The following is a 26,258-nucleotide window of genomic DNA, read 5'->3' on the forward strand; positions in this document are numbered from 1 at the left end:
TGAAACGTTGAGGGATTGACCGTAACGTTGGTGTCGCTGAAGGTCGCAAAACCCCCAAATCCCTTCCAGGGATTGAAACCGAACACTGTCCGATTCTAGACCCTACGAAGGGTTGTCGCAAAACCCCCAAATCCCTTCCAGGGATTGAAACAGTTTTCTACGCCTTTTTGAGTGTTGGCGGCAGCTTGCTCAGTCGCAAAACCCCCAAATCCCTTCCAGGGATTGAAACTCTCCTGAGTGTGAGCGTCCGCCGCGATCGCCCGGATTGTCGCAAAACCCCCAAATCCCTTCCAGGGATTGAAACCTCAAATCCACCCTAAAAACCACCCAATCTACACCGGGTCGCAAAACCCCCAAATCCCTTCCAGGGATTGAAACCAGCATCCTGATCCCGTTCCAGGTAGCGCATCCGGTCGCAAAACCCCCAAATCCCTTCCAGGGATTGAAACGCTCATACCCTCTAGCCCAATCAGCTTCACTTGGGGTCGCAAAACCCCCAAATCCCTTCCAGGGATTGAAACGATCCCACCCCCGCTGACCCTGTACACATTCAGCCGTCGCAAAACCCCCAAATCCCTTCCAGGGATTGAAACGATGAGTGTGATGATTCCGAAATCCTGGCACTAGGGGTCGCAAAACCCCCAAATCCCTTCCAGGGATTGAAACGGTACATATGAAGGTATTAGACCCCCAGCAAGCAGCTCGCGTCGCAAAACCCCCAAATCCCTTCCAGGGATTGAAACGATGCTGGCTTTGCTAGACACACTGGGAGTGCCAAGTCGCAAAACCCCCAAATCCCTTCCAGGGATTGAAACCATGAGACACACCACGCGATCGACGACCTATTGGGGCGCGAGTCGCAAAACCCCCAAATCCCTTCCAGGGATTGAAACTTCGCTGTTCGATTACGACAATCACCGGGAAATCGTCGCAAAACCCCCAAATCCCTTCCAGGGATTGAAACTACCAGAGTGAAGGAAACCCCAGCTACTTCGATCCGGTCGCAAAACCCCCAAATCCCTTCCAGGGATTGAAACCAACCACGGGAAGCAGCGGACCGGAGCCGAGACGAAGTCGCAAAACCCCCAAATCCCTTCCAGGGATTGAAACCCACTTTGGCACAGACTCTACGAACGGGACTGGCACGCTCAAGTCGCAAAACCCCCAAATCCCTTCCAGGGATTGAAACCGACTAAACCGCTACCTTACCTAGGGTGAGGATTTGTCGCAAAACCCCCAAATCCCTTCCAGGGATTGAAACCTTTGAAAAGGAACTGAACCCCGTCAATCTGGGCGTAGTTTGTCGCAAAACCCCCAAATCCCTTCCAGGGATTGAAACCGCCCAGGATCGAGTCGATTTTAGATTGGATAGCCTGTCGCAAAACCCCCAAATCCCTTCCAGGGATTGAAACAGGGCTGACGCTAGGAGTTTACCTGTGGTAAGATGTCGCAAAACCCCCAAATCCCTTCCAGGGATTGAAACGGCATGATTCGGGGACGGCTCTCACTGCCCGTATTGGTCGCAAAACCCCCAAATCCCTTCCAGGGATTGAAACCCTTTTCAAAGAACTGATCGCCCAAGCCCGCAAGGTGAAGATAAGGTCGCAAAACCCCCAAATCCCTTCCAGGGATTGAAACGCAAATCCTAAATAGTGAATAAAAGAACTAGCTCCCCCTGGTCGCAAAACCCCCAAATCCCTTCCAGGGATTGAAACTTAATGTACCCGTTTAGGATTTCGCCCGTATTGCCGTCGCAAAACCCCCAAATCCCTTCCAGGGATTGAAACCATTATTTTGTTTTCCAGAGGCACCTTCACGGGGGTCGCAAAACCCCCAAATCCCTTCCAGGGATTGAAACCAACTGGGCGAGGCATACTGCGGGCAATTTCCCCTGTCGCAAAACCCCCAAATCCCTTCCAGGGATTGAAACCCAAACAGCGTTCGTCCTGGTGTGTACGGGGGACGCTCAAAGTCGCAAAACCCCCAAATCCCTTCCAGGGATTGAAACAGGATTGATACGATTGTTCGCGGCACGCTGAGATTGTCGCAAAACCCCCAAATCCCTTCCAGGGATTGAAACGGTGGCTCTAGGATTGAACTTGGAGCTACCTGTAGGGTCGCAAAACCCCCAAATCCCTTCCAGGGATTGAAACTGGGGGCAAATAGGTATTCTCAAAGGTGTTGCCAAGTCGCAAAACCCCCAAATCCCTTCCAGGGATTGAAACCTATTAAGAGAATCTAGATAGATGGAAACCTACGCGTCGCAAAACCCCCAAATCCCTTCCAGGGATTGAAACTGATCGAAATCTGGATAGCCCTCACCCGCCAGGCTCCGGTCGCAAAACCCCCAAATCCCTTCCAGGGATTGAAACAGTTTTTCTGGCGACCAGTACCCGTGTACGTACCAGTCGCAAAACCCCCAAATCCCTTCCAGGGATTGAAACGCCCAAACTTTTTTGTCTTCGTGGAACACCTTTATTGTCGCAAAACCCCCAAATCCCTTCCAGGGATTGAAACGAAGGAAACTACGTTGCTTGATTACCTGTATGGGGTCGCAAAACCCCCAAATCCCTTCCAGGGATTGAAACTACGATAAATGCCTGGCACACCAACTTCTCAATTGGTCGCAAAACCCCCAAATCCCTTCCAGGGATTGAAACTTTTCTATTACAATTTCATCCACAAAGTCTGCTGTAGGGTCGCAAAACCCCCAAATCCCTTCCAGGGATTGAAACATGTTCATCCCACCGATCTGAAACTCATAGGCTAGCGTCGCAAAACCCCCAAATCCCTTCCAGGGATTGAAACCGACACGCTCGCGGCTTGTGTAGGGTCGATGCTGAGCAGTCGCAAAACCCCCAAATCCCTTCCAGGGATTGAAACCTAGTTACCGAGACTAGCACCACCTATTTCACTAGCGTCGCAAAACCCCCAAATCCCTTCCAGGGATTGAAACGTAATTCCCCTGGATGTACGGCCCACCCCTGAGAATTTCTGGTCGCAAAACCCCCAAATCCCTTCCAGGGATTGAAACCGGCTCCGTAGTGCATACGTAGTTTCCCAGTAGTCGCAAAACCCCCAAATCCCTTCCAGGGATTGAAACTCGCACTCGATCAGGGTACGATATTGCCCACCTTGTCGCAAAACCCCCAAATCCCTTCCAGGGATTGAAACAGCGAGTATCATACTGGGGCGATCGCATACACCGGTCGCAAAACCCCCAAATCCCTTCCAGGGATTGAAACGAATTCCTCAAACTGTGTAATCAGAGAGGACATCCGGTCGCAAAACCCCCAAATCCCTTCCAGGGATTGAAACATCGAATAGATCCGCATCCCGGCTGTTCCTCACAATGCAGGTCGCAAAACCCCCAAATCCCTTCCAGGGATTGAAACCCCCCAGGTGAGACGCAAGCTACTGGAGGAACAAGGTCGCAAAACCCCCAAATCCCTTCCAGGGATTGAAACAAAACCTTGGCGCTAGTCTCGCTTGGTTTCCTGCTGTCGCAAAACCCCCAAATCCCTTCCAGGGATTGAAACCCAGATCGTGCGTCCGTGCCCTAGCTTCCTGTAGATGTCGCAAAACCCCCAAATCCCTTCCAGGGATTGAAACGCGTTGGATCACCGGGCGGCGCAGGTGGAATCGACTGTCGCAAAACCCCCAAATCCCTTCCAGGGATTGAAACCCAACCGATACCTAGATCCACATGGAAACACTGTAGAGTCGCAAAACCCCCAAATCCCTTCCAGGGATTGAAACGCGCGAATGGATGGACGGCACGCTTCCGGCTCTACGTCGCAAAACCCCCAAATCCCTTCCAGGGATTGAAACCCCGGTCATCACCCAACCCGCAACCGCGAATGCAAAGTCGCAAAACCCCCAAATCCCTTCCAGGGATTGAAACCCCAGTTCCCCAACTCAAACCCCAAGGCTCCGCAGGTCGCAAAACCCCCAAATCCCTTCCAGGGATTGAAACGGCTGAATCGATGGTCTGAAAAAACCTAATCGGCTCCACCAAGTCGCAAAACCCCCAAATCCCTTCCAGGGATTGAAACTGGGCAGCCATTTCCCTAGCAGCACTTGCCGGGGTGGTCGCAAAACCCCCAAATCCCTTCCAGGGATTGAAACCGCAAGCAGATCAGCGATGCTTATCAGCAGGCTGGTCGCAAAACCCCCAAATCCCTTCCAGGGATTGAAACGCATCAAACTCGATTAGGGAGCGAGCCGCCGCCGCGGTCGCAAAACCCCCAAATCCCTTCCAGGGATTGAAACCGATGATTCCGGGGATGGGGGCATCGTTGCCGAGGGCATCGAGTCGCAAAACCCCCAAATCCCTTCCAGGGATTGAAACCGAGGTTTTAGACGATTTTGATAAGCCCACCGACGCGTCGCAAAACCCCCAAATCCCTTCCAGGGATTGAAACCGTCACGGCATCGCTTGTCGCACCAGGCGGCAGCAGCGGTCGCAAAACCCCCAAATCCCTTCCAGGGATTGAAACTTTTGATCAACTTGTTCGCCCCACCTTTGCGGAAGCCCGCTGCGTCGCAAAACCCCCAAATCCCTTCCAGGGATTGAAACCTTTAAGACACGGGGTGTCGATCTGTGGAGGGCAGGTCGCAAAACCCCCAAATCCCTTCCAGGGATTGAAACCTGATAATGCCTTCGGGGGTTTCCGGGGATACTCGTCGCAAAACCCCCAAATCCCTTCCAGGGATTGAAACGCATAGTTCCCCCTATCAGTGAAAATATAATCGGGCGTCGCAAAACCCCCAAATCCCTTCCAGGGATTGAAACGTAATAACACGGAACACCAACGGCGGTGAAAACTGCGTCGCAAAACCCCCAAATCCCTTCCAGGGATTGAAACGACAGGACTATTCTTCTGTCTTACCGGGGATACGGTCGCAAAACCCCCAAATCCCTTCCAGGGATTGAAACGTTGCGGAAACCCTAAATCCGCATTGGGGATTCGAGTCGCAAAACCCCCAAATCCCTTCCAGGGATTGAAACTTCCGGTACCCCACGCCCTTACGTTTTAGGGCTGTGTCGCAAAACCCCCAAATCCCTTCCAGGGATTGAAACCAGTTCCGAAACCATCCCACACCAGCGTATCGACCGTCGCAAAACCCCCAAATCCCTTCCAGGGATTGAAACCCTGGAAGCGGGGCGATACCTAGCCGACCGAAAAGCGTCGCAAAACCCCCAAATCCCTTCCAGGGATTGAAACGTCATCCCCGGCCATTTCCGGCGGTGTGACAGAGGCCGGTCGCAAAACCCCCAAATCCCTTCCAGGGATTGAAACTTATGTTTGATTGGTTGACTCAGCCCTTTGAGGCTATCGGGTCGCAAAACCCCCAAATCCCTTCCAGGGATTGAAACCGAGATTGATGATCTCGTAACTGACAACTGTAGAAAGAAATAGTGCCTGATCTGGAGCTAGAGGCTAAGGGCTGCTCTCTTCAAGGGCCGCCAGCACTGCTTTGGGCTGGAGCTTGTCTTTGAACCAGACGATGCGGGCGGGTGCGTCCTGCGGCTTCACCCCCGCTTTTTCCAGATTCAGCCGTTCGGAAATCGCCAGGATTAGGTTCTCGCAGCCCGACTGCTGCACCTGCGAAAACTTTTTGCGGAGATACTCTGGTCGCCAATAGCCGACAATTTCCAGCAGCACCGATCGCCCGTCAGGATGCACCAGCCGAAAGTCCGGAATCATCACGCTGCCGGGAATCGGGATCAGGTCTACCTCGCGCTCCAGTCGCCAGTCGGTTTTCAGGGCATCCCAGCGTTCGGCAAAGGCAGACTCCAGCATACTGTCGTAGGGTTTGCCCGGTGGATAATGGCTCACCAGTCCGCAGTCGGAATCCAGCGCAAAGCGGCGCGGCCGCACTTCGCCCGTGTAAGTGTTGCGCCATTGCAGTTCAGCGTTCAGGCTCCATTTGGTGACGTGCAGCAAAGCAGGCAGCAGCTTAGCAATATCGGTGCCGTAGCGGGTGCTATTGCCAAACAGGCTGGCGGGCCCGTCGATGGTGATGGTGAAGCCTTGATCCGCGTCGCCCTCGATGTAGGCCATTAGCCCAAAGAGCTTGAGATAGCGAAACAGCAGCTTGTATTCGCCGGGATCGTTGCGATGGGCAGTGAGGATGAGGTGGCTGGCTTTGTAAAACACGCCCTGCACCTGAGACAGGTTGTAGCGGTGCAAGAGGGCATCGGGCGTGGGCGGCTCAAAGCGGGTGAGGATGCGGTTTTCGGACAGGTCGGCATAGAGTCCGGCGCGAATGTGGTCGGGGAAGACTTCGCGCTCTAGTTCGTCGCTGAGTTGGGCCGCCAGGGTTTGGAGGGTTTGCTCGGTGGCTGGGGGCGAGGGGACGCGCTGCGCCGCCAGAGCAAAGACGCGCTCTCGCAGTTGTCCTGGCTCTAGGGGGCTGACAATTTCAAAGGTGCTGAAGGCCTCACTTTTGAGCAGGTGCGCCAGTCCCCGCTTGACCTTGAAATCCGTTTCTTCGCCCTCCATTTCGCGGAGTTGGCCGTCCAATTCGCCCTGGGTTTTGCCAACGTGCTGCTGGAACTGGTCGATTAGGTCGATGGCGATCGCCCGATTTGGGGCGTTCAGCGCCAATCGTTTTGGCTCTAGGCTTTCGCCGTGGGGTCGGTGGATCAGCAGGTCAGACGGCAGCATCGGGGGACAGGGCGAGACGGGCGATCGGGCAATTAGGCAAAGGTTGAAAAGCCGAGGTCGGGGGGCACATCCTGCCAGCGGCCCTGGCCCACGGCACGAACCGCATCCCGGAGCGACAATGCGCCCGTGTAGAGCGCCCGCCCCACGATCGCCCCCGTCACCCCCATCGGCTCCAGCGCCATCAGCCCCATCAGGTCGCTGGTCGAGCTAATGCCGCCAGAGGCAATCACAGGAATCGCAATGGCATTGGCCAGTTCTCGCAGCGCCTCGCGGTTGGGCCCTTGCAGCGTGCCGTCGCGGTGGATATCGGTATAGATGATGGCGGCTGCGCCCAGGTCGGCCATCTGCTGCGCTAGGGGAATTGCGTCTACTTCTGAGGTTTCCAGCCAGCCGCGAGTGGCCACCTTGCCGTTTCGGGCATCAATGCCGACGATGATTTGCCCCGGAAACTCCTGGCACAGTTGCGCGACTAAATCGGGATTTTCCACAGCCACCGTGCCCAAAATGGCCCAGCGCACGCCCAGCCCCAGCACCTCCGCCACACTCTGGCGATCGCGCAAGCCGCCCCCCACCTCGACCGGAATCGACACCGAGCGGGCGATCGCCTCAATCACGTCCCCATTCACCACATGCCCCGCCTTGGCTCCATCCAGGTCTACCAGATGCAGCCGCGTTGCGCCCTGCGCCACCCACTCCTGCGCCACCAACACCGGATCATCGTGAAACACCTCCGACTGGGCATAGTCGCCCTGATAAAGCCGCACACAGCGGCCGTCGAGGAGGTCAATAGCAGGGATTACGTCCATGAGGGGGTCAGGGAATGCTTCAGATCATTGCAGGTTTTCATCATCCGTTTTTCATCATCCCATGATCTCATCATCACCCCAACACCAGGCCCGATCGCCCCGGCAGCCGTAGGGTCAATTGGCCTTCTGTAATGTGAAACTCGCCTGCACCCCAGAGGTGGCGATCGACAGGATTGGTGGGCAGGGTGTCGGCGGTGAGGGTAACTTCGGCGGGGTCGAGGCCAGCATTGACAGCGACCAGCAGCGAGTCCTGGCCCAGCGTGCGCGAGAAGACGTAGCAATGCCCCACGGCGGCGAGGGTGCGATAGTCGCCCGTGCGGAGGGCCGGATGATTGTGGCGCAGGGCGATCAGTTCGCGGTGATAGGCCAGCGCGTCGCGATCCCACTGGTCGGAGGTGGGGAAGCCGCGCCGACAGTCGGGGTCGCTGCCACCTGGTAGCCCCACCTCGTCGCCATAGTAAATGCTGGGCGCACCGGGAAAGGTGAGCAGCAGCAGGGTCGCAAGCTTCACGCTGTCGCGATCGCCCTGAGCAATCGAAATCAGCCGGGCCGTGTCGTGGCTATCCAGCAGGTTCAACTGCGTCAGGTGAATCTCCCAGGGATACAGGTCAAGCAGTTCCTGAATTTTGGCGGCATAGCCTGCGGCATCCAGCGCCGGATAGGGACGATAGGAACGATTTTCCACCAGGGGCAAATCCACGCGATCGCCCGCCGCAAACGCAATCGTCGGCGCAGTGAACAAGTAATTCATCACGCCGTCGAACTGCGTACCATCCAGCCAATGCCGTGCATCTTCCCAGATCTCGCCGACAATATAGGCTTCGGGGTTGACCGCTTTGACGCGATCGCGAAATTCCTGCCAGAACCCATCGGCTTTAATCTCATTGGGCACATCCAGCCGCCAGCCGTCTACACCCCGCTTGATCCAGTATTCGCCAATTTGCATCAGGTATTCCCGCACGGCAGGGTTGTCGTGGTTAAACTGGGGCAGCGCCCGCAGCCCCCACCAGCTTGCATAGTTGGCAGGCTTTTCGTCGTCGTAGGCCGAGAGCGGCCAGTCGTGAATGCGGAACCAGTCTACCCAGGGCGATCGCGACCCGTTTTCCAAAATGTCGTTAAAAAAGAAAAATCCCCGGCTGGAATGATTAAACACGCCATCCAGCAAAATACGAATGCCCCGGCTGTGGGCAGAGGTGAGCAGCTTCTCCAGCGCTTCATTGCCCCCCAGCAGCGGATCGACCTGATAGTAGTCGTGGGTGTGGTAGCGGTGGTTGCTGGCAGACTGGAACACGGGCGTAAAGTAGATAGCCGTGATGCCCAGATCTTGCAAGTAGTCAAGCTGATCGACCACGCCCCAGAGGTCGCCGCCCTTATAGCCGTGGAAGGTGGGCGGTGCGTCCCACGGCTCTAGCGCGGCCGAGCTAAATACTGGATGAAGCTGGCTGCTGCGGGCAAACCGATCAGGAAAGATTTGGTAGAAAACGGCGTGTTTTACCCAGTCAGGTGTGTGGATGGACATGAGCAATGAGAACAGTGGGTAGAGGTGGGGGTCAGGGCTTCAGCACAGCGGTCTGTTTCCAGGTCTATTTCCGGGTCTATTTCCGGGTCTATGTCCCCGACACCCGAACTATGCCATAAGCCACTGAAATGCTGGGTCTATCAGTTGGATCAATTAACGATCTGTCGGTGGAGACGGTTACTGCCCTACTTAGCTATCGTGTCCGATACGATGGATAGCGTGGGCTTGGAGAAGGGGCAATGGTTCACGCAACGAACTATCCGTATCTATCTGTATACTGTCCGAGATCGTCCGAGATGACGAAATTCTGAGTCAGGGGTCAATATTCGGGAAATGCGGACTCCGACGAGGGCGATCGCCGAAACATGGCAGATAGGCGTTGCACCAGAGGAGATTCCTTTGGGGATGCCACGCCTAATGCTAGCGCAGGTCTTCGGCGTACTGACCTCTCGCTCTCACTAAGCCAGCTTGCCGTAAAGAATTGTTGAGTACATCATGTCCCTCCAAAAGATCACTGCTATGACCCTTCAAGACTTACTCCAGGCAGCCCAAAAACTAACCTGGCAAGAACAGATTCAGTTGGCGACTCGCCTATTGCAATGGGTTGAGGACAAAATGCAAACCCAACCCAACACTCAAACCCTAAAGGAGCGCCAGCCTGATTTGCATCCAGGTGTTTTTGTTATGGCTGATGACTTTGATGCCCCTCTTCCTGATAGCTTTTGGCTGGGCGAACCGTGAAATTCTTGCTGGACACGCACGCTTTCATTTGGTGGGACAGTCAATCTAGCCAGATTCCACCTGAAACCTTAGTCTTGCTTAAGAATCCTCGAAACGAGCTAATGGTTAGCTTAGGTAGTCTTTGGGAGATTCAAATTAAGACACACTTAGGTAAACTGGCGCTGCGGGCCCCCCTTCTAAACATCGTTCAACAGCAGCAAGCTGAGAATGGTGTCATACTGCTGCCTGTTGCTTTGTCCCATATTGTTGAGCTTGACCGTTTACCTTGGCATCATAAAGACCCTTTTGATCGTTTACTCATTGCTCAAAGTCGAATTGAGTCGGCCACGCTTGTCAGCAGAGATACGGCTTTCCGTCAGTACGACTGTCAAATAGCCTGGTGAGAGGAGATGCTTTCTAAGGGCGATCGCCGAAACATGGCGAATGGGCATCGCACCGGAGAATATTCCCATCGGGATGCCAAAACGAGGAGGGCTGGATCATCAGTTGGGGTGTCATTCGATTCCCTCAAAGCTGCTTGCTCTTATTGTAGGTCGGTTGATACGCAAGGAAAATCGTGCTGCTGGTGTGCTATCCCCGACTGCGGAACGCAGCGCCGAAACAGCGGAAACGCTGGACAATCTGCGGCGGCTACGGCATTCACTGGAAAGAACCGGATGAGGACTTGAAAGGCTATGGGGTGCGCCTGCTCCGGGTGCTGGGGTTTTAGAGGACTGAGCGAAAGTTGAGAGTTTGGGTGATTGAGAGATGCTGGGGGCGATCGCCCAAAGGTACGGGTGCTGCCAGATGAAGGGCGATCGCCCAAAGACGAACCCGCGCTTATTTACTCTTACTCGTTCTTATTCGTCCTCCAAAAGCAAGAGTTGTTCGTCGATTTGCTGAAGTTGTTCGCGGGCGATCGCCTCAGAAATTACCCGCTTTCGCAGGGCCTCTTGCAGGGCGCTTTTTTCCGACAGCAGCAGATGGCGGCGGATGGCATCGAGTTTGGGGCGATCGCCCGCGTCGATTGCGCCAGAGTCCGCCCGCTGGTTGTAGCGATCGCGCAGAGATTTTTCGGCGCGGGCCACCTGGACTTGATAGCGCGATCGCAGTTCCTCATATACCGCCTTGGGCAATACGCCCGTCTTCAGCAGGCTTTCTAGCTCGTCCTGGGCAGCTTTGGCGGCGATTAGTTGCGCCTGCAATTCCTCGGTTTGGCGGCGGGTTTCCGACAGGGGCGATAGCTTTAGCTGCTTCACCAGCCACGGCAAGCTGAGGCCCTGCCCCACCAACGACAGCAGCACGGCTCCATAGACCAGCGCAATCAGATTGCCGCGTTCCGCTAGGCTGGCAGGCAGGCTCAGCGCCAGCGCCATCGACAGCGAGCCTTTGATGTTGCCCAAAAACATCACATGCTGCCAGCGCAGGGGAATTGGGCGATCGAAGGGCCGCAGGAGCGCCAAGAGCGGATAGACCGACAGCAGCCGCCCCACCTGATACGCGGCGATCGCCAGCAGCACGGCCGGCAAATTGCGCCACAGCGTAAATAACTCCAGTTCCAGACCAATCAGCAGAAAAATAAACGTATTAACCCCAAAAGCAGCGTAATTCCAGAAGTTATACAGCGTGATGCGACTGGAGGCAGAAAATCGCCGCGATAGACCCGCATTTCCCACGATCAGTCCAGACACTACTACCGCGACCACGCCCGACACCCGCAGCAACTCCCCAAGCTGATACGCCCCCAGCGCCAGCGCCACCGTCAGCAAAATGCCGCTGAGGGGATCATCCGACTGGGTAAAAAAGCCCGCACAGAGATAGCCCAACACCAGCCCCAGCAGCGCCCCGCCCGCAATCACCACCACAAATCGCTGCACGCCTTCCGTCAGCGTCACCGAACCCGTCAGATGCGCCTGCAAAATCAGCCCAAACAGCACCAGGGCAATGCCGTCGTTAAACAAGCTCTCGCCTTCCACAATGGTCGAAAGGCGACCCGGCACAGCAACTTCTTTGAATACGGCAATGACCGACACTGTATCAGTAATCGCCAAGATCACCCCCGCCAGCAGCGCCGGAATCCACCCCAGACCCAGCCCAAACTTCAGCACCAGCGCGGTGATACCCGAAGCCAGCACCACGCCTGGCCCCGCCAGCAGCAGAATTGGCCTTAGAGTGCTGCGGAGGCGGCTGATGTCAGTGTTGATGGCAGATTCAAACAGCAGAATGGGCAAAAACAGGTTCAGGATTAGCGAGGTGTTGAGGCCGACGCGCTGGGGCAACAGTTCGGCGATCGCCAGCCCCGCAATCACCAGCCCCGTCACGTAGGGCAGCCGAAACCGCCGCGACAGCAGCGCCACCGCCGTCGCCACCAGCAGCAAAATAATCAGCACCGGAATCAGCTCCGGCACATCACGGGTCGCAGTGGCAGCGGTTCCAATCAACATTACAGGCTCAAAGTTCAATTTGAAGTTCAATCGGTTTAGATCCAACAGGTTTAGCGTTGAGTAATCCTGCTGACAAGACGAAATGAGGCAGTTGCTATAGCCTAGCTGCAAGGGGTTGAGGAGCGTTCAAGGTGACTTCAAACCGAGACTGAGAGGGCATTGGCGCAAGCCTTGCGGAACCGCATCGCCCCACAGGAATCGGATTGACAAAGCCCTGAAATCATACCGTTTTCTCAGCTTCACCTTAAGGAAATCCGGTAATCTGGGCAAGAATTCCAATTTGCCCCTAGTTTGAGATCTAGTTTTGCAACTGGTTTCGCAGCTAGTAAGTTGGCGCTAGTGACGCAGCAACTGAAAGCCGCCATTGAAACCCTCCCACACCCAAGGAGATTTACCCTATGACCGTTAGAGTCGGCATCAACGGATTTGGTCGCATCGGTCGCCTGGTGCTTCGCGCAGGCATCAACAACCCCAAGTTTGAATTTGTCGGTATCAACGACCTCGTGCCCGCCGACAACCTCGCCTACCTGTTCAAATACGACTCCACCCACGGCATGTATCACGGCACGGTGGAAGCCACCAGCGACAGCATGACCCTCAATGGGCACAAGATTCCCTGCATGGCCACGCGCAACCCCGCAGAACTGCCCTGGGACAAGCTCGGCGTAGACTATGTGGTAGAATCCACCGGCTTTTTCACCGACTACGAAGGCGCATCCAACCATCTCACCGCAGGCGCAAAGCGGGTGCTGATTTCGGCTCCTACCAAAGACCCCGAAAAAGTCCCCACCTACGTCGTTGGCGTGAACCACGAAGACTTCGAGCCTTCCAAAGACGTGATTGTCTCCAACGCAAGCTGCACGACCAACTGCCTCGCCCCGATCGCCAAAGTGCTGCACCAAAACTTCGGCATCGCTGAAGGACTGATGACCACCGTTCACTCCATGACCGCCACCCAGCCTACCGTCGATGGCCCCAGCAAAAAAGACTGGCGCGGCGGCCGCGGTGCTTCGCAAAACATCATTCCTTCGTCCACAGGCGCAGCCAAAGCCGTGGCGCTGGTGCTGCCGGAGCTAAAAGGCAAGCTGACGGGCATGGCTTTCCGCGTCGGCACGCCCGATGTGTCGGTGGTTGACCTCACCTTCAAGACCGAAAAAGCCACCACCTACGAGGAAATCTGCGCCGCCATGAAGGCTGCTTCCGAAGGACCCATGCAGGGCATTCTGGGCTATACCGAAGAAGAAGTGGTGTCGATGGACTTTCGCACCGACCCGCGCTCCAGCATCTTCGATGCCAAGGCCGGCATTGCGCTCAATTCCAACTTCTTCAAGGTCGTGTCTTGGTATGACAATGAGTGGGGCTATTCCAACCGCGTCCTTGACCTGCTCTTGCAAATGGGCGAAGAGGATGGGCTGATCTAAGATCCAGTGTGCGGCTTTGCCGCCGCCTTATCCTAAATATCAACCCTGTTGAGATGAGGTTTAGATTTTTTGTAGAAGCTCTACTGTGTGGGGCTTCTACAAAAATTATTGAGGAATTATTGAAGATACTATCGCCGAGTTTGAATACAGGTTGCGAACTCTTGAAAGCCAGAAATTAATCTGTGGGGCAGCCTTCGATGAAATCCACCGCCTGATGAATGGAGCCGGGCTTGGTGGCCATGAGAATTGTGGAACCTGCCTCCAGCACCGTGCTGCCCTTGGGAATGACCAGGTTTTCATGATGGTGGGGCTGATAGCCGATGATCAGGGAATCACGAGGAAAGCGGGGATCTTGGGCAATCTCAGCGAGGCTGCGGCCGACAACGCGGCAACTCGCTGGAATATGGAGCTTGAGGATTTCGATTTGCCCTTGGTCGAAGTGCATGATGGACTCGACCTGGGGATACTCAATCGCGTTGGCCATGGTGGATACGGCCAGGTCGATGGCGTTAACGACGGTGGTTGCGCCTGCGATGCGGTAAGGTTCGGCAAAGTCGCGATGGCGCATCCGCACGACAATCTGTGGCACGCCGTAGTGCTTGGCCAGCGTCACCATTGCCAGGTTGAGCGCGTCTTCTCTTAGCACAGCGGCGATCGCATCGGCTTTGCGAATGCCCGCTTCCAGCAGCACTTCGGTACTCACGGCGCTGCCTTCAAACGCCATTGCGCCGATCTGTTCTCGCGCATAGCGGCAGGCGTTGGGGTCAATATCCACCAGCGCCACAGTGTGCCCCAGTTCTACGAGCGTTTGCGCCAGACTGATGCCGATCACACCCGCACCCCCGATCAGGACGTACATGCTAGTCTCCTGAGTTGACCCGTAATATTTTGATAAATTTTTTTGGTGGGTACCTCGAAAAATTCAGATCCTCTTGAGAATGGCTACGAGAAAACGGGGTTTCAGGCTCCTAAATTCTCAATAAGGCAATTAATCGAGGTGCCCTGATAAATTTTGGCAAAGCCTGATTTGATTTCGGATGGGAGATTTTGGCGAGGGTGGTCTGGATGGGCCTTAGCCCCAACTCCCAACCTCTGAATCCTAGTCTTCCAAATAGCCCAAGTCGCGCAGGCGGCGCTGAACTTCGGGATCGTCGAAGCCGGGGGCACGATGCTGTTCCGTCGCACCAGCGCGATCGCCATATTCCGCGCCCTCGCCTGCGTATTCCCCGACAAACTGCTGCAAGCACTCCTGGAGAACCTCCACGTTTTCCGGCAGGATGTCGCTGAGGTTGAGGGCTTCGGTGGGGTCTTGCTGAAAGTCGTATAGCTCTAGGCGATTCGCGAAGCCATCTGTCCCAGAATCGCCCCCCGTTTCGATCAGCTTGTGGTTGCCGATCCAGACGGCGCGGCGCGGCTGATCGCAGGCGCGGGCCAGCACCAGTTCTGGCTGCCGCTTGTAGAGCAGGTTTACCACGTTTTGCGGCGGAATCGCTTCGGCAAACACGCGGCGATCGCCCTCGCTGCCAGGGGTGTGCGCCAGCGTCAGGGCTTCCTCCATTTCGTTGGCCAGTCCGGCACTGGTCAGCACCGTGTGGAACAGGCGACGAGTAGAAACCACATCCTCGCGCACCGTGCCCTTGGGCAAATTGCCACTAGGGTCGTGAATCATCAGCGGCACTTGAATTAGCTCGTTGTAGAGCGTGATGGAGTGGCCGATGAACTGCTTTTCGCCCAGGTGTTCGCCGTGGTCGGAACACACGATGACCAGGGTGCTGTCCAGTCGCCCGCTCTCCGCCAGCCTGCGGAAAAACGCGCCCAGCAGTTCGTCTTGATAGGCGACCTCCGCGTCGTACATGCCGTCCAGCGTGGCTTTCTGGCGCTCGTCTAGCACCTCCGCCAGGGGAGCCAGCCAGCCGTAGATGTCGCCATTAAACTGCTTCAGGTAATGCTGTGCCGCCTTGTCGCGCAGGACGTTTGGCGCAAACCGCTCTACATACTGCCGGGGCGGGTGGTAGGGCATGTGCGTGCCCATCAGGTTCAAAAAGCTGAAAATGGGCTGATCGCTATCAAGTCCTTTGCGGTCGATCAGCAGTTGGGCTGCGTCGTCTAGGGATTTGCGCGTGTTGCCCTTAAAGCTCAGCGCCGTTTGCCACAGGGGAACCATCAGCGGCGTAAAGGACAGCGCCAGCATCAGTTCCGACCGCGCAAAGGAGTCCTGCACCCGGTTCAGCAAGTTGGCGAGCGATCGCTTAAAAAACTGCCGATATTTGCCCACCAGCCCAGACGGAATGCCGGCCTGGTTGGGCCGCGAGGTGAGCAGGCCGCTATAGTTCAAAAAGCTGTAGAAGCCGCGCCGCAGTCCGTTGTTGATCACGCCCACCAGCGGATTGTTGCAAAAGCCCGCCGTATAATAGCCACCTGCGCTCAGCCGCTCTGCCAGCGTGGGAATGTGATCAGGCAGCCGCGAGTAGGACTGCAACACGCCATGCGCCGAGGGATAGAGTCCGGTGAACAGGGTGGCGTGGGAGGGAACGGTCCATTGCGCCGCAGACACCGCATGGTGAAAGCGGGTAGACGTTGCGGCAAATGCGTCCAGATGGGGCGAGGTCGGCAGCGGGTAGCCATAACACGAGAGGCGATCGCGCCGCTGCGTATCCAGCACAATAAACACAATGTCGGGCCGCGCCGTGGACATGAGCCAACTCCCAGCGTTGAGCATTTACCCCTTAGATCATAAGGGAGGGTTGCCGGATTGGGGTCGTGCAGGAGAGGGAGGGAAAAATGAAAAATGAAGAACGAAAAATGAAAAACGAAAAATAAAACCTCTTCGTTCTTCGTTCTTCGTTCTTCGTTCTTTCTTCTTCCCTCCAACCCTGCACTACACTAAGGGTCAACCAGTTTGAGTAACCATTGTAAGGGGCAGAGCGACATGCGCGATCGCATTGTGCCAGGGCCAGGACAGGAGTCAGTGTGGGATTATCCCCGTCCGCCTCGGCTAGAGGCAACGTCAAAGCGGGTGCAGGTGGTGTTTAATGGGATGGCGATCGCCGACACGCAGCGGGCGAAGCGGATCTTGGAAACGAGCCATCCGCCTGTGTACTATATCCCGCCGGAGGATATTCGCATGGAGTATCTAACGCCGACTCCGCGCTCTAGCTTTTGCGAATGGAAGGGGCAGGCGGGCTACTATACTGTCACCGTGGGCGATCGCACGGCAGAAAACGCGGCCTGGTTTTATGCCAACCCGGTCAGCGCCTATGCCGAAATTAAGGATCACGTTGCGTTTTATCCGAGTAGAATGGACGCTTGCTATGTCGATGGTGAGCAGGTGCAGGCTCAACCAGGTGATTTCTACGGCGGCTGGATTACGCAGGATATTGTCGGCCCGTTCAAAGGGGGGCCCGGCTCCTGGGGATGGTAATCCTAAGTCGGATTTCTGATTTGGGTGCAGACAGCAGCGCTGTTTTGAGGCGCGTGCTGTTTGGCAAAGCTTCTACTGGTCAAAACATAGGACAACAAGGCGGAGTCTCCAGGCTGGTTCAGGTCTGGATGTGACGCCGCTGATGATGCAGAGATTAGGTTTGCTCATGACGGTTTTGCGAGAGACAGGTTTGCGAGAGACAGGTTTGCAACAGACAGGGTTGCAACAGACAGGGTTGCGACAGGTGAAATTGCGACAAACAGGTTTGCGGCAGACGGGTTTGCTACAGATCTTGGCTGGGTTTCGGTGGCCAGGTGTGTCGAAACTTCTGGCGGCGGTGCTGCTGACTGGGAGCCAGTGGGGGCTGGCGGGCAGCCGCGTGGCAGAGGCGCAAATCCAGCCCTACTGCAATTTTTCTGCCGAAGACATTACCCAAAAGCAGACGTTCTTGGTGGGGGCGTTGCAGGGCGATCGCAATGCGGGCAATCGCTATCGCAACCTGATCGAGCAGCATGGCGATCGCCTGCGGCGCTGTCGGCGCGAAAGCTGGCTGAAAAATCAGGCGGTGTGGCTGCGGCTCTATCCGTGCGATGCGCGGCCGGGGGCCATTGAGTATCTCATGGATCAGATCGTGAACCGGGGCTATAACCAGGTTTATGTAGAAGTCTTTGGCGGCGGGCAGGTGCTATTGCCGCGTGCGGAAAATAATACGCCCTGGCCGTCGGTGGTTCGCACGCCGGGGTTTGAAAATCGAGATTTGCTGGCAGAGGCGATCGCCAAGGGGCGCGAGCGGGGGCTAAAGGTCTACGCCTGGATGTTTAGCATGAATTTTGGCCATACCTATGCCCAGCGCCCCGGTGCAGAGCAAATCCTGGCCCGCAACGGACGCGGGCAAAACAGCATGACCTTTAATGGCGCAACGGGGATTAACAGTCTTGGCGAGGTGGTGTCGGAAGAGGTGTTCATCGACCCCTACAATCCCCAGGCCAAGCTGGAGTTCTATAACCTGGCGCAGGCGATCGCCCGCCGTCGGCCGGACGGCATGTTGTTTGACTACATTCGCTATCCCAAGGGCAACGGCAATGCGTCCGTCGCGGGGCGGGTGCAAGATTTGTGGGTCTATAGCCCCGCTTCGCAGCAGGCGTTGTTGCAGCGGGCGCTAAATCCCAGCGGACAAGACCTGATTCGTCGCTTTTTGCAGCGGGGCTATGTTACGGCGCAGGATATCCAGGACATCGCCACCGCCTACCCGCTGGATGGACAGCCGCTCTGGCAGGGGCGATCGCCCGACCCGCTCTATGCCTCCCTCACGCCCGACCAAGCCCGTCCCTCCCTGCAAACAGAACTCTGGCAACTCAGCGTAGCTCACGCCTTTCAGGGCGTACTCGATTTTCTGACCGCAGGCACTACACCTGCCCAGCAGGCCGGCATTCCTGCGGGCGTGGTGTTCTTCCCAGAGGGCAACCAGACCGTGGGCGCAGGGGGCTACGACTCGCGCTTGCAGTTTTGGGATCGCTTCCCAAGCAATTTGGAATGGCATCCCATGTCCTATGCCACCTGCGGCCGGGCCGACTGCATCGTGCGGCAGGTGCAGCGCGTGCTGGCGGGCGCACCCGCAGGAGCGCGAGTAATACCTGTGCTGGCGGGCACTTGGGGACGCTCGGTCAGCAATCGCCCACCGCTCGAAACCCAGATGCAGGCCATCCGCCAGTCTGCGCCCCAGATCAACGCCATCAGCCACTTTGCGCTGTCTTGGCAAGACCCAGAGGGCGATCGCACGCGCAAGTCTTGCCGATTACCTTAAGATGCCCGGAGTAGGATTACCTTAGCCAGAGAGATTTCTAGTTCCCTGTGCCTGTTGGGTCAAATGCACCAACTCCGGCAGAATTAGCGCGTCCATTGCAAGGCGAACCGCATTGCTAGAGCCAGGGAGAGAAAAAATCAGCGTGGTGCCGCGCAGTCCGGCGGTGGCGCGAGAGGCGATCGCCCGCGACCCGATTTCTTGATAACTCAGCCAGCGAAAGACTTCGCCAAAGCCAGGGAGCGTCTTGTCCAGTAGGCTTTCAATCGCATCATAGGTCGTATCGCGGGGAGCAATGCCCGTGCCGCCGTTGAGGAGGATGGCGGAAATATCGGGGCGATCGCACAGTTCCAAAACTCTGGCGCGGATTTGGTCGGGTTCATCCGGCAAGATTTCGTAAGCCAAGACACGGTGTCCGCTGGACTGGAGGCGATCGCTCGTCAGTTGGCCGCTGCGGTCAGTTTCCGGCGTGCGCGTATCGCTCACCGTAATTACGGCACAGCCAACTGACGGCTGTTCTGTATCTGGGTGGGGAAGCGCTGCATAATTCATAGATGCTTTAAGAGTCCCCAAAGTTCTGTAAAGCCTAGGACTTAGTGAATCCGAGTCCATGCTCTTCAGCGTAACGCTCCATGAACCGCATAAATCGGTTCCACTCGTCTACGCTCTTAATCACGTAGACCGCCTCAAGTGCTGCTGGCTGACCATTGATAAACTTTGCCTTGACCTCACGGGTGATTAACTCACCTTCCTCGTCTAGCAGGTACATCCCTGTAATATCTTCGGTGCTCTCCACACTCAAGGCTTTGGGGTTCTCAAAGTAGAAAGTAGCTGTCCCGTTGGTGCCGTCCTTGGAACGGGTCATCCGCACATCGGGAACGACCTCTTCTGTGATACCCCTAGAAAACTGGATTTCAGCCATAACCTCTCCTTTACAAACTGTTACCGTCGGCCTAATATTCCATCTTCGCACGGTAACAGCCCACTAAAGCAGCAACCCTTCTAATCGCGTGCATCTGTGCTTGTGCATCTGTACTTCAGTCAGGGAACTAACCAAACAAAGAACTTCAGGATTTATGCAGGGAGGCAATTTTTCGTAGGGGCAGCCTACAAAAAATTGTCCAAAGTCCCGAAAACTCATCGCTAGCGCACAAGTCCTGTGAAATCGCTAACCTTACCCAAAAAACAAAACAAGGAGTCTGAACGTATGATGCAGCTTTCCGATCGCAGCCTAGAATCCTCATCTCACTCCATGGCCAACGCTTCTGACAACAATTCTGCCGATGCTTCGAGGTGGATTGCTGGTCATAGCACAACAGCGTGGGTGTATCAGTTTTTCTCTGCTCGATCACCCATCTCGCGAGAGGACATTAGCAGAGTTGTCTATTTCCACTTTGTCCTAGACTTGTTCGAGACTTTAGTTTGCGAAAAAACTATTTCCCTCAGCAAACTCGAAGAAATCGTGCAGCAATACCAGCTACAAGAGGAGCGGCGGTCTGTGGATTACCACGATTGCCTGGCAGCCTATCGAACGCAATATCTCAACAGCGATGGGGTTGCAAACTGGCGATTTCGCGAGATCTATTTTCACAGCTACGAAGAAGCCTTGTTTGTAAAAAGCGTGCTGGAGAATCAAGGAACCCAAAGCGCGTCTCGCATTCTGGTTGCCTTGCTGCTGCTCACATGTCGCTATCGGAATTGTCTATTTCGCGGAGAAGTCAGTTGGAGTACGCTACCACGTCGAATCCCGATTCTCAAGTCAGCAAGTCATCTGCTCATGCAATTTCTAGATCGCTGGCAAGACAGGGTTCCAGAAAACTCAGCAAAACCTTGACGTAGAACTATACTTAGCCTGGGTAACTGCACTTAGTCCAAGTAACTGCATTTAGTCATTAGTCAAAGGACTTCCCGCAGCCGCAGGAGACGATCAAGACGCACTCCTGTTTGACGGGATTACCGATGAGCCAATGGTCTGCCAGCGGGCGATCGTTGGCTCTTTTATTCTGGCTTTGGTGAGTATTTTGGCTTTGGTGAGCAGGTGAAACTACCATCAAACTCTGTTAAACCGATACACTTGGAACATTCGTTAGAACGTCAACCGTTAGAACGTTAATCGTTAGAAAATCGTTAGAACATTGATTACGTTTGAAACGAAGCATCGGCTTTCCTCAAGTTTGCACTTTCAGTCTGCACCTTCAGTTTGCACCTTCAGTCCGTACCCCATCAGTGTTCTGGAGCCACGCTATGGCGATCGCCCCTTCCCAACCCGCCCTATCGCTTCCCGACCACACCCAACTGCCCGAAACCGACGGCACGTTCGTGAAGAACTTTCAGGAGCATCCCCAAAGCCTGCTGCTCACCGATTCCATCCGTCCCGTTCTAGACGCGCTACATCCTGACGGGCAATACGCCATCGGGCAAGACTGCGGTATCTATTGGCGGCTGACCGACCCTCCGGAGCGCGGAGCCGAAGCCCCCGACTGGTTCTATGTGCCCAACGTGCCGCCCCTGCTCGACGGTCAGCGGCGACGCTCCTATGTCCTGTGGCAAGAAATTATTGCGCCGCTAATTGTGATTGAGTTCGTCTCTGGGGACGGCTCCGAGGAGCGCGACACCACCTCGCCCCTAGCTAGCCCAGAGTCCAAAGCGGGAAAATTCTGGGTCTATGAACAGGCGATTCGCGTCCCCTTTTACGCCATTTACGAAGTAGACAAAGCTTCGGTGGAGGTCTACGAGCTAGTCGGCAACCACTATCAGCGCTGCACGCCCAACGAGCGCGGGCATTTCCCGATTGACCCCATTGGCGTGGAGCTTGGCATCTGGCAGGGACAATACCTGAATCAAGATTTGCCCTGGCTGCGCTGGTGGGATTGTGAGGGCAACTTGCTGCTGAACGGCGACGAGCGGGCAGAACAAGAGCGAAACCGGGCGGAACAAGAGCGGCAACGGGCAGAACAAGAGCGGCAACGGGCGGAACAAGAACGCCAGCGGGCAGAACAAGAGCGGCAGCGGGCTGATCGCCTGGCCGCCAAACTGCGTGAGATGGGCATCAACCCAGAAGACCTATAAGCACCTGGGGCTTTAGCAACCTGGATTCTTTAAACAAGCCGACAGACTCCGCAAACCCCGGCGGCTGGAACTATCGTAGGAGCAGTCTCACCCAAGGAACTGCGCCATGACGACCGCCGTTGCCAACCTGCCCACCCTGCCTCCCACCACCCACTACGGCTTGCCCAACATCTGCGGCTGGGAGGCGGAAATCAGCACCGTGGTGAATCACAGCGACCCCATCTGGTTGCCCCACACTGCCCTGCGGCTGGAACACATCACCAGCGGTTTTGCCTGCGCTCTGCATATGCACCAGCCCACCATTCCCGCAGGCTGGGACGGGGCGCTGATCAGCAATTTGCAGTATATGTTCGAGCATCCAGGCGAAGGGGATAACCACAATGCGGGCGTGTTTGCTTGGTGCTATGGGCGCATGGGCGAGTTTATCCCCGAACTGGTAGGCAACGGCTGTCAGCCGCGCATCATGCTGGATTATTCCGGCAACCTGCTCTGGGGGCTGGTGCAGATGGGGCGGGAAGACGTGCTGGGCAACCTGCGGCGCATCACCTGCGACCCGCACTATCACCCCTACGTGGAATGGCTGGGCACGATGTGGAGCCATGCGGTGGTGCCTTCCACGCCGATTCCCGACCTGAAGCTGCATATCCAGGCGTGGCAGCAGTATTTCGCGGCGCTATTTGGCTATGAGGCGCTGCGGCGGGTGAAGGGCTTTTCGCCGCCAGAGATGCACCTGCCCAACCATCCCGACACGCTGTATGAATACCTGAAGGCACTGAAGGAATGCGGCTATCGCTGGCTGCTGGTGCAGGAGCATTCGGTGGAGCGGCTAGACGGGTCGAGCCTGACGCAAGACCAGAAGTATATTCCCAATACGCTGGTGGCGCGAAATTCTCACGGCGAGACGGTGCGGATGACGGTGCTAATCAAAACCCAGGGGTCGGACACGAAACTGGTGGCGCAGATGCAGCCCTATCACGAGGCGAAGGGGCGCGGGCGGCAGGAAATTGGCGGCGTGTCGGTGCCCTGCTGCGTGACGCAGATTGCCGATGGGGAAAATGGCGGCGTGATGATGAATGAGTTTCCGCGCGATTTTCATCCCGTATGGTATCAAATTCGAGATGGGCATAGCGGCGGCACGGTCGGGCTGAATGGCACGGAATACCTTGAGCTGATCGAGGCGGCGGGCGTGAACCCGGCGGACTATCCTGAAATTCAGGCGGTGCAGCAGCACAAGATTTGGCAGCAGGTCGATCCGCAGGACGCAACGCCGGAGAAGGTGCAGGAGGCGATCGCCCAGATCCAGGCCACCGATCCTCAATTCCACATGGACGGAGCCTCCTGGACAAACGACCTGAGCTGGGTGGCGGGCTATGAAAACGTGCTGGAGCCAATGAACCAACTCAGCGCTGCTTTTCACCAAAAGTATGACCTGCTGGTGCAGCAAGACCCCGGCATCACGCGCCAGCCCGACTATCAGCAAGCGCTGCTTTATAACCTGCTGCTGCAAACGAGCTGCTTTCGCTATTGGGGCCAGGGCACCTGGACGGATCATGCGCGGGAGATTTTTCGGCGGGGGCAGGGCGTGTTGGGGGGGTGAGGATTTTGGATTTGGATTTGGATTTGGGATTGCCGATTTTGGGCAGGTTTGGGGGCAGGTTTGGGGACAGGAATGAGAGCGATCGCCCCCTAAAATCCAAAACCCAGAATCCAAGATCCAAAATCCCCTAAATGCCCTCCAGCGCCGCTTGAATCACCGCCCGCTGCTCGTCGTCATAGCGCCAGCGGTTCAGGAATTCAGCGTAGGGGCCGTCGCCGGTTTTGGCGCTGTCGCGGAGTTGCCGCGCTTTTTCAGACACCAACGGCAGGCCGACCCGGCGGATCAGATCGAGCGTGCGGCGGCTGACCCGCTCGGAACTCTGGGCCATGTCTTCGGCTTGGTTGCGGCGGTGGGCGATCGCCATTGCGGAAGACATGGCCAGGTTTTTCACCAGCAGTTCCGCGACGGTTCCGGGGGAAGATTGCAGCGCTTTTACCACGGCTTCTGATGGCGCATCTGCCAAGGCGCTGTCGCTGGTAAGATAGGTGACAAAAAAGCCCCGCGCCCCGTTTTCGCTAGACACTAGGGCGGCGATCGCCTGCTCCTCTGCCTCAGCCGACAGCGTGCCCGCCGCCATCTGTGCCATCAGGTCTTGCGTCAGGGCGATCGCCTGTTCAAAGGACAGATCTGGGGGAAGGGTGAGGGGGTTGGTCATGGCGGCCTCCAACTCGGTTTCCCCAGGATCATATAGCAGGGAACCGGGATCAGGTTATTCCAGCCGCTTGCCCTTTTCTACGCCATCACCCGTCCTAGCTCTCGCTGCTCCAACAGATCTAGCACCTCCCCCGCAGCGCGATCGCACACGCCGCCGTCTCCTAGCACCTGGCGCAATCGGGCATAGTCTTGCTGGATTTGGTGGCGGCGAACTGGGTCGAGCAGCAGCGCCAGCCCCTCGCGGGCGATATGCTCTGGGGTTGCGGCTTCTTGCAATAGTTCCGGCACAATCGGCTCCATCATCACCAGGTTGGGCGGCGACATGAAGGGAATCGAAAACTTCAGGAAGCGGCGGGCGATCCATGCGGTCACGCGGCTGACGCGGTAGATGACCACCTGGGGCACACCTGCCAGCGCAATTTCCAGGTTGGCCGTGCCAGATTTGGTCAGCGCTAGGTCGGCAGCGGCGATCACGGTCTGGGTCTGCTCGGTCACGATCGTCGCCCGCAGCCCGTAGCGCCGGATCGCCTGCTCAACAGGGGTCTGAAACTGCGACAGCGAGAGAGGAATCCAGAGATGCGCCTGGGGCAGGGCGGCTTGAATTTGCTGCGCTGCCTGACACAGCACAGGCAGCAGGTGTTTGACTTCCTGGCGGCGAGAGGCGGGCAAGAGGGCGATCGCCACTTCATCTTCGGTAATGCCCAACTGCTGACGGGCTGCGGCGCGGCTGGGGAAGGTGGCGACGCGATCCACCAAGGGATGCCCGACGTAGGTGGCGTTTGCGCCCCATTTTTCGTAATAGCGGGCTTCTTCGGGAAAAATGGCCAGGAGGCGATCGCTCAGGCTAATCACCTGCTGCGTTTTGGCCGGACTAAGCGACCACACCCACTCCTGCGGCGCGATGTAGTAAATCAGCGGCACTTGGGAAAAGTGGCGACGCATATAGGTGCCGATGCGCGAGTTTGGCCCAAAGTAGTCGATCATCACGACCAGATCGGGCGGATGCTGCTGCAATTGCTGCTGCACTCGCCGCTGGAGCATCAGCGTCGGCAGCACAAAGGGCAGTGCTTCCACAATGCCGACGGAACCAATGGCAGTTGTGTCGCCCAAGAGAGTCGCCCCGGCCGCCGCCATGCGATCGCCCCCCAGCGCCAAAATCTCCAGCGCCAGTCCGCGTTTCTCGGCCTGCCGCCACAGCGCCTCCACCAGCAGCGCCCCCTGCAAGTCGCCCGACACCTCGCCCGTGCTGATCAAAATCCGAGCCGACCGGGCCGCAGGCAGGTGGACTGGCTCAACCGTGTCCATCAATCTGCGCCTCGGCTGCGACTACTCCCCGGAATCAGCCCCCGGCGGCTTGGCAATTGCGACAGTTGCAAAAATTGCCGTAGATGCTGCAAGGGTTCGCAGTCGGGCAGCAGGTCGATCTGCTCGATTGCCTGATTCAGCGGCAGCCCAGAGCGATAGAGGGTGCGAAAGGCTTTTTTGAGCGCTTGATAGGTGCGTCCCTGGTCGGCATCCATCAGCCCAGAGCGGCGCAGACCCACCAGATTGAGCGATCGCACTCTGGCCGGGTTGCCCTCCACCAGCATATAGGGCGGCACGTCGCGGTTGATTCGGCTCATGCCGCCGACCATCGCCAGTCGCCCCACCCGCACAAACTGATGGATGCCCAGTACGCCGCTAATCGTCGCCCGCGCCTCGATATGCACATGCCCAGCCAGCGCGGTGCTGTTGGCAATGACCACGCGGTCTTCGATGACGCAGTTGTGCCCCACATGCACGTAGGCCATCAGCAAGTTGCCATTGCCAATCACCGTCGCCTCGCCTGTGTAGGTGGCACGGTTGATGGTTACGTACTCTCGGATCAGGTTGTCGTCGCCGATCTTGACCTGGGTGATCGCACCATCGTATTTCAAGTCCTGCGGGGGCAAGCCGATGGCAGCACCCGGAAAGATCTGGTTGCGGGCCCCGATTTCTGTCCAGCCATCCAGCACCACATGGGCCCCCACGACCGTCCCTGGCCCCACCTTCACCCGATTGCCAATGACTGCATAGGCCCCAACCTGAACCGTCGGATGCAGTTCAGCGTCGGGGTGGATAACAGCCGTAGGATGAATCAGGGTAGTCAAGGA

The 26,258-nt window shown here is 56.7% G+C and carries 20 protein-coding genes and 1 CRISPR repeat array (1 of these 21 only partly in view); of the genes, 9 read left to right on the forward strand and 11 right to left on the reverse strand.

What is annotated here, in order from left to right:
* Nucleotides 1–5,380: a CRISPR direct-repeat array (repeat unit 37 nt; unit sequence GTCGCAAAACCCCCAAATCCCTTCCAGGGATTGAAAC); it begins 3,427 nt to the left of the window's first position.
* A gap of 64 nt (nucleotides 5,381–5,444) precedes the next feature.
* The 3 genes from HNI00_RS11525 to HNI00_RS11535 all read right to left on the reverse strand — a co-directional run bounded on the left by HNI00_RS11525 (nucleotide 5,445) and on the right by HNI00_RS11535 (nucleotide 8,999).
* Nucleotides 5,445–6,674 (reverse strand): DUF790 family protein, encoded by a 1,230-nt coding sequence (locus HNI00_RS11525; protein ID WP_316786272.1) that lies wholly within the window; start codon nucleotides 6,672–6,674, stop codon nucleotides 5,445–5,447.
* Between the two features lie 32 nt (nucleotides 6,675–6,706).
* Nucleotides 6,707–7,480 carry a 1-(5-phosphoribosyl)-5-[(5-phosphoribosylamino)methylideneamino]imidazole-4-carboxamide isomerase gene (gene hisA, locus HNI00_RS11530; protein WP_172356010.1) on the reverse strand — a complete coding sequence of 258 codons (774 nt, stop codon included), beginning with the start codon at nucleotides 7,478–7,480 and terminating at the stop codon, nucleotides 6,707–6,709.
* 73 nt (nucleotides 7,481–7,553) lie between these two features.
* Entirely contained in the window at nucleotides 7,554–8,999 is a 1,446-nt protein-coding gene (locus HNI00_RS11535; protein WP_316786277.1) for a glycoside hydrolase family 13 protein, read from the reverse strand.
* 519 nt (nucleotides 9,000–9,518) lie between these two features.
* Between HNI00_RS11535 and HNI00_RS11540 the strand changes: the two genes are divergently transcribed.
* The 3 genes from HNI00_RS11540 (at nucleotide 9,519) to HNI00_RS11550 (ending at nucleotide 10,449) form a co-directional block, all read left to right on the forward strand.
* Nucleotides 9,519–9,740: a hypothetical protein gene (locus HNI00_RS11540; protein ID WP_316786280.1), complete on the forward strand. Its 222-nt coding sequence runs from the start codon at nucleotides 9,519–9,521 to the stop codon at nucleotides 9,738–9,740.
* Nucleotides 9,737–10,123, forward strand: coding sequence for a type II toxin-antitoxin system VapC family toxin (locus tag HNI00_RS11545; protein ID WP_316786281.1), 387 nt, complete (start codon nucleotides 9,737–9,739; stop codon nucleotides 10,121–10,123). Before HNI00_RS11540 ends, HNI00_RS11545 begins: the two co-directional genes overlap by 4 nt.
* Nucleotides 10,124–10,296: 173 nt before the next feature.
* Nucleotides 10,297–10,449 carry a DUF2442 domain-containing protein gene (locus HNI00_RS11550; RefSeq protein ID WP_316786283.1) on the forward strand — a complete coding sequence of 51 codons (153 nt, stop codon included), beginning with the start codon at nucleotides 10,297–10,299 and terminating at the stop codon, nucleotides 10,447–10,449.
* Nucleotides 10,450–10,579: 130 nt separating this feature from the next.
* On the opposite strand, the gene HNI00_RS11555 is transcribed toward HNI00_RS11550, so the two are convergent.
* The gene (locus tag HNI00_RS11555; protein WP_316786285.1) at nucleotides 10,580–12,163 is read right to left on the reverse strand and encodes a cation:proton antiporter; all 1,584 of its coding nucleotides are present in this window, start codon (nucleotides 12,161–12,163) and stop codon (nucleotides 10,580–10,582) included.
* A gap of 398 nt (nucleotides 12,164–12,561) precedes the next feature.
* On the opposite strand from HNI00_RS11555, the gene gap reads away from it, so the two are divergent.
* The gene (gene gap, locus HNI00_RS11560; RefSeq protein ID WP_172356154.1) at nucleotides 12,562–13,584 is read left to right on the forward strand and encodes a type I glyceraldehyde-3-phosphate dehydrogenase; all 1,023 of its coding nucleotides are present in this window, start codon (nucleotides 12,562–12,564) and stop codon (nucleotides 13,582–13,584) included.
* Nucleotides 13,585–13,759: 175 nt separating this feature from the next.
* On the opposite strand, the gene HNI00_RS11565 is transcribed toward gap, so the two are convergent.
* Together HNI00_RS11565 and HNI00_RS11570 are read right to left on the reverse strand one after the other, a co-directional pair.
* Complete coding sequence (locus HNI00_RS11565) at nucleotides 13,760–14,443, reverse strand: potassium channel family protein (protein WP_068507369.1); 684 nt, start codon at nucleotides 14,441–14,443, stop codon at nucleotides 13,760–13,762.
* Nucleotides 14,444–14,683: 240 nt separating this feature from the next.
* Nucleotides 14,684–16,279, reverse strand: coding sequence for a sulfatase (locus HNI00_RS11570; protein ID WP_316786292.1), 1,596 nt, complete (start codon nucleotides 16,277–16,279; stop codon nucleotides 14,684–14,686).
* A gap of 234 nt (nucleotides 16,280–16,513) precedes the next feature.
* On the opposite strand from HNI00_RS11570, the gene HNI00_RS11575 reads away from it, so the two are divergent.
* Nucleotides 16,514–17,005: a DUF427 domain-containing protein gene (locus HNI00_RS11575; protein ID WP_420156351.1), complete on the forward strand. Its 492-nt coding sequence runs from the start codon at nucleotides 16,514–16,516 to the stop codon at nucleotides 17,003–17,005.
* A gap of 316 nt (nucleotides 17,006–17,321) precedes the next feature.
* Nucleotides 17,322–18,809: a family 10 glycosylhydrolase gene (locus HNI00_RS11580; protein WP_316786296.1), complete on the forward strand. Its 1,488-nt coding sequence runs from the start codon at nucleotides 17,322–17,324 to the stop codon at nucleotides 18,807–18,809.
* 21 nt (nucleotides 18,810–18,830) lie between these two features.
* Here the strand turns inward: HNI00_RS11580 and HNI00_RS11585 are convergent, their stop codons facing one another.
* Together HNI00_RS11585 and psb28 are read right to left on the reverse strand one after the other, a co-directional pair.
* The gene (locus HNI00_RS11585; RefSeq protein ID WP_172356119.1) at nucleotides 18,831–19,358 is read right to left on the reverse strand and encodes a MogA/MoaB family molybdenum cofactor biosynthesis protein; all 528 of its coding nucleotides are present in this window, start codon (nucleotides 19,356–19,358) and stop codon (nucleotides 18,831–18,833) included.
* A gap of 34 nt (nucleotides 19,359–19,392) precedes the next feature.
* Complete coding sequence (psb28, locus tag HNI00_RS11590) at nucleotides 19,393–19,728, reverse strand: photosystem II reaction center protein Psb28 (protein WP_316786299.1); 336 nt, start codon at nucleotides 19,726–19,728, stop codon at nucleotides 19,393–19,395.
* 285 nt (nucleotides 19,729–20,013) lie between these two features.
* On the opposite strand from psb28, the gene HNI00_RS11595 reads away from it, so the two are divergent.
* The 3 genes from HNI00_RS11595 to HNI00_RS11605 all read left to right on the forward strand — a co-directional run bounded on the left by HNI00_RS11595 (nucleotide 20,014) and on the right by HNI00_RS11605 (nucleotide 23,472).
* Complete coding sequence (locus HNI00_RS11595) at nucleotides 20,014–20,640, forward strand: hypothetical protein (protein ID WP_316786301.1); 627 nt, start codon at nucleotides 20,014–20,016, stop codon at nucleotides 20,638–20,640.
* A 410-nt stretch (nucleotides 20,641–21,050) separates the two neighbouring features.
* Nucleotides 21,051–21,875 carry a Uma2 family endonuclease gene (locus HNI00_RS11600; RefSeq protein ID WP_316786303.1) on the forward strand — a complete coding sequence of 275 codons (825 nt, stop codon included), beginning with the start codon at nucleotides 21,051–21,053 and terminating at the stop codon, nucleotides 21,873–21,875.
* A 106-nt stretch (nucleotides 21,876–21,981) separates the two neighbouring features.
* Complete coding sequence (locus HNI00_RS11605; protein ID WP_316786305.1) at nucleotides 21,982–23,472, forward strand: glycosyl hydrolase family 57; 1,491 nt, start codon at nucleotides 21,982–21,984, stop codon at nucleotides 23,470–23,472.
* Nucleotides 23,473–23,599: 127 nt separating this feature from the next.
* On the opposite strand, the gene HNI00_RS11610 is transcribed toward HNI00_RS11605, so the two are convergent.
* The 3 genes from HNI00_RS11610 to lpxA form a co-directional block, all read right to left on the reverse strand.
* Entirely contained in the window at nucleotides 23,600–24,127 is a 528-nt protein-coding gene (locus tag HNI00_RS11610) for a hypothetical protein (RefSeq protein ID WP_316786307.1), read from the reverse strand.
* 77 nt (nucleotides 24,128–24,204) lie between these two features.
* Nucleotides 24,205–25,431, reverse strand: a complete 1,227-nt coding sequence (gene lpxB, locus HNI00_RS11615) for a lipid-A-disaccharide synthase (RefSeq protein WP_316786309.1) — start codon at nucleotides 25,429–25,431, stop codon at nucleotides 24,205–24,207.
* Nucleotides 25,431–26,255: an acyl-ACP--UDP-N-acetylglucosamine O-acyltransferase gene (gene lpxA, locus HNI00_RS11620; RefSeq protein ID WP_316786311.1), complete on the reverse strand. Its 825-nt coding sequence runs from the start codon at nucleotides 26,253–26,255 to the stop codon at nucleotides 25,431–25,433. The genes lpxB and lpxA overlap by 1 nt, the downstream gene beginning before the upstream one ends.
* Nucleotides 26,256–26,258 lie beyond the last annotated feature (3 nt).

This window comes from Thermoleptolyngbya oregonensis NK1-22, assembly GCF_032705245.1.
In the GTDB taxonomy this organism is placed as follows: Bacteria; Cyanobacteriota; Cyanobacteriia; order Elainellales; family Elainellaceae; genus Thermoleptolyngbya; species Thermoleptolyngbya sichuanensis.

Bases quoted from the DNA above. Each gene is read 5' to 3' on its own strand.
- HNI00_RS11525 (WP_316786272.1), bottom strand. From the start codon at position 6,674: ATGCTGCCGTCTGACCTGCTGATCCACCGACCCCACGGCGAAAGCCTA.
- hisA (WP_172356010.1), bottom strand. From the start codon at position 7,480: ATGGACGTAATCCCTGCTATTGACCTCCTCGACGGCCGCTGTGTGCGG.
- HNI00_RS11535 (WP_316786277.1), bottom strand. From the start codon at position 8,999: ATGTCCATCCACACACCTGACTGGGTAAAACACGCCGTTTTCTACCAA.
- HNI00_RS11540 (WP_316786280.1), top strand. From the start codon at position 9,519: ATGACCCTTCAAGACTTACTCCAGGCAGCCCAAAAACTAACCTGGCAA.
- HNI00_RS11555 (WP_316786285.1), bottom strand. From the start codon at position 12,163: ATGTTGATTGGAACCGCTGCCACTGCGACCCGTGATGTGCCGGAGCTG.
- gap (WP_172356154.1), top strand. From the start codon at position 12,562: ATGACCGTTAGAGTCGGCATCAACGGATTTGGTCGCATCGGTCGCCTG.
- HNI00_RS11565 (WP_068507369.1), bottom strand. From the start codon at position 14,443: ATGTACGTCCTGATCGGGGGTGCGGGTGTGATCGGCATCAGTCTGGCG.
- HNI00_RS11570 (WP_316786292.1), bottom strand. From the start codon at position 16,279: ATGTCCACGGCGCGGCCCGACATTGTGTTTATTGTGCTGGATACGCAG.
- HNI00_RS11575 (WP_420156351.1), top strand. From the start codon at position 16,514: ATGCGCGATCGCATTGTGCCAGGGCCAGGACAGGAGTCAGTGTGGGAT.
- HNI00_RS11585 (WP_172356119.1), bottom strand. From the start codon at position 19,358: ATGAATTATGCAGCGCTTCCCCACCCAGATACAGAACAGCCGTCAGTT.
- psb28 (WP_316786299.1), bottom strand. From the start codon at position 19,728: ATGGCTGAAATCCAGTTTTCTAGGGGTATCACAGAAGAGGTCGTTCCC.
- HNI00_RS11595 (WP_316786301.1), top strand. From the start codon at position 20,014: ATGATGCAGCTTTCCGATCGCAGCCTAGAATCCTCATCTCACTCCATG.
- HNI00_RS11600 (WP_316786303.1), top strand. From the start codon at position 21,051: ATGGCGATCGCCCCTTCCCAACCCGCCCTATCGCTTCCCGACCACACC.
- HNI00_RS11605 (WP_316786305.1), top strand. From the start codon at position 21,982: ATGACGACCGCCGTTGCCAACCTGCCCACCCTGCCTCCCACCACCCAC.
- HNI00_RS11610 (WP_316786307.1), bottom strand. From the start codon at position 24,127: ATGACCAACCCCCTCACCCTTCCCCCAGATCTGTCCTTTGAACAGGCG.
- lpxB (WP_316786309.1), bottom strand. From the start codon at position 25,431: ATGGACACGGTTGAGCCAGTCCACCTGCCTGCGGCCCGGTCGGCTCGG.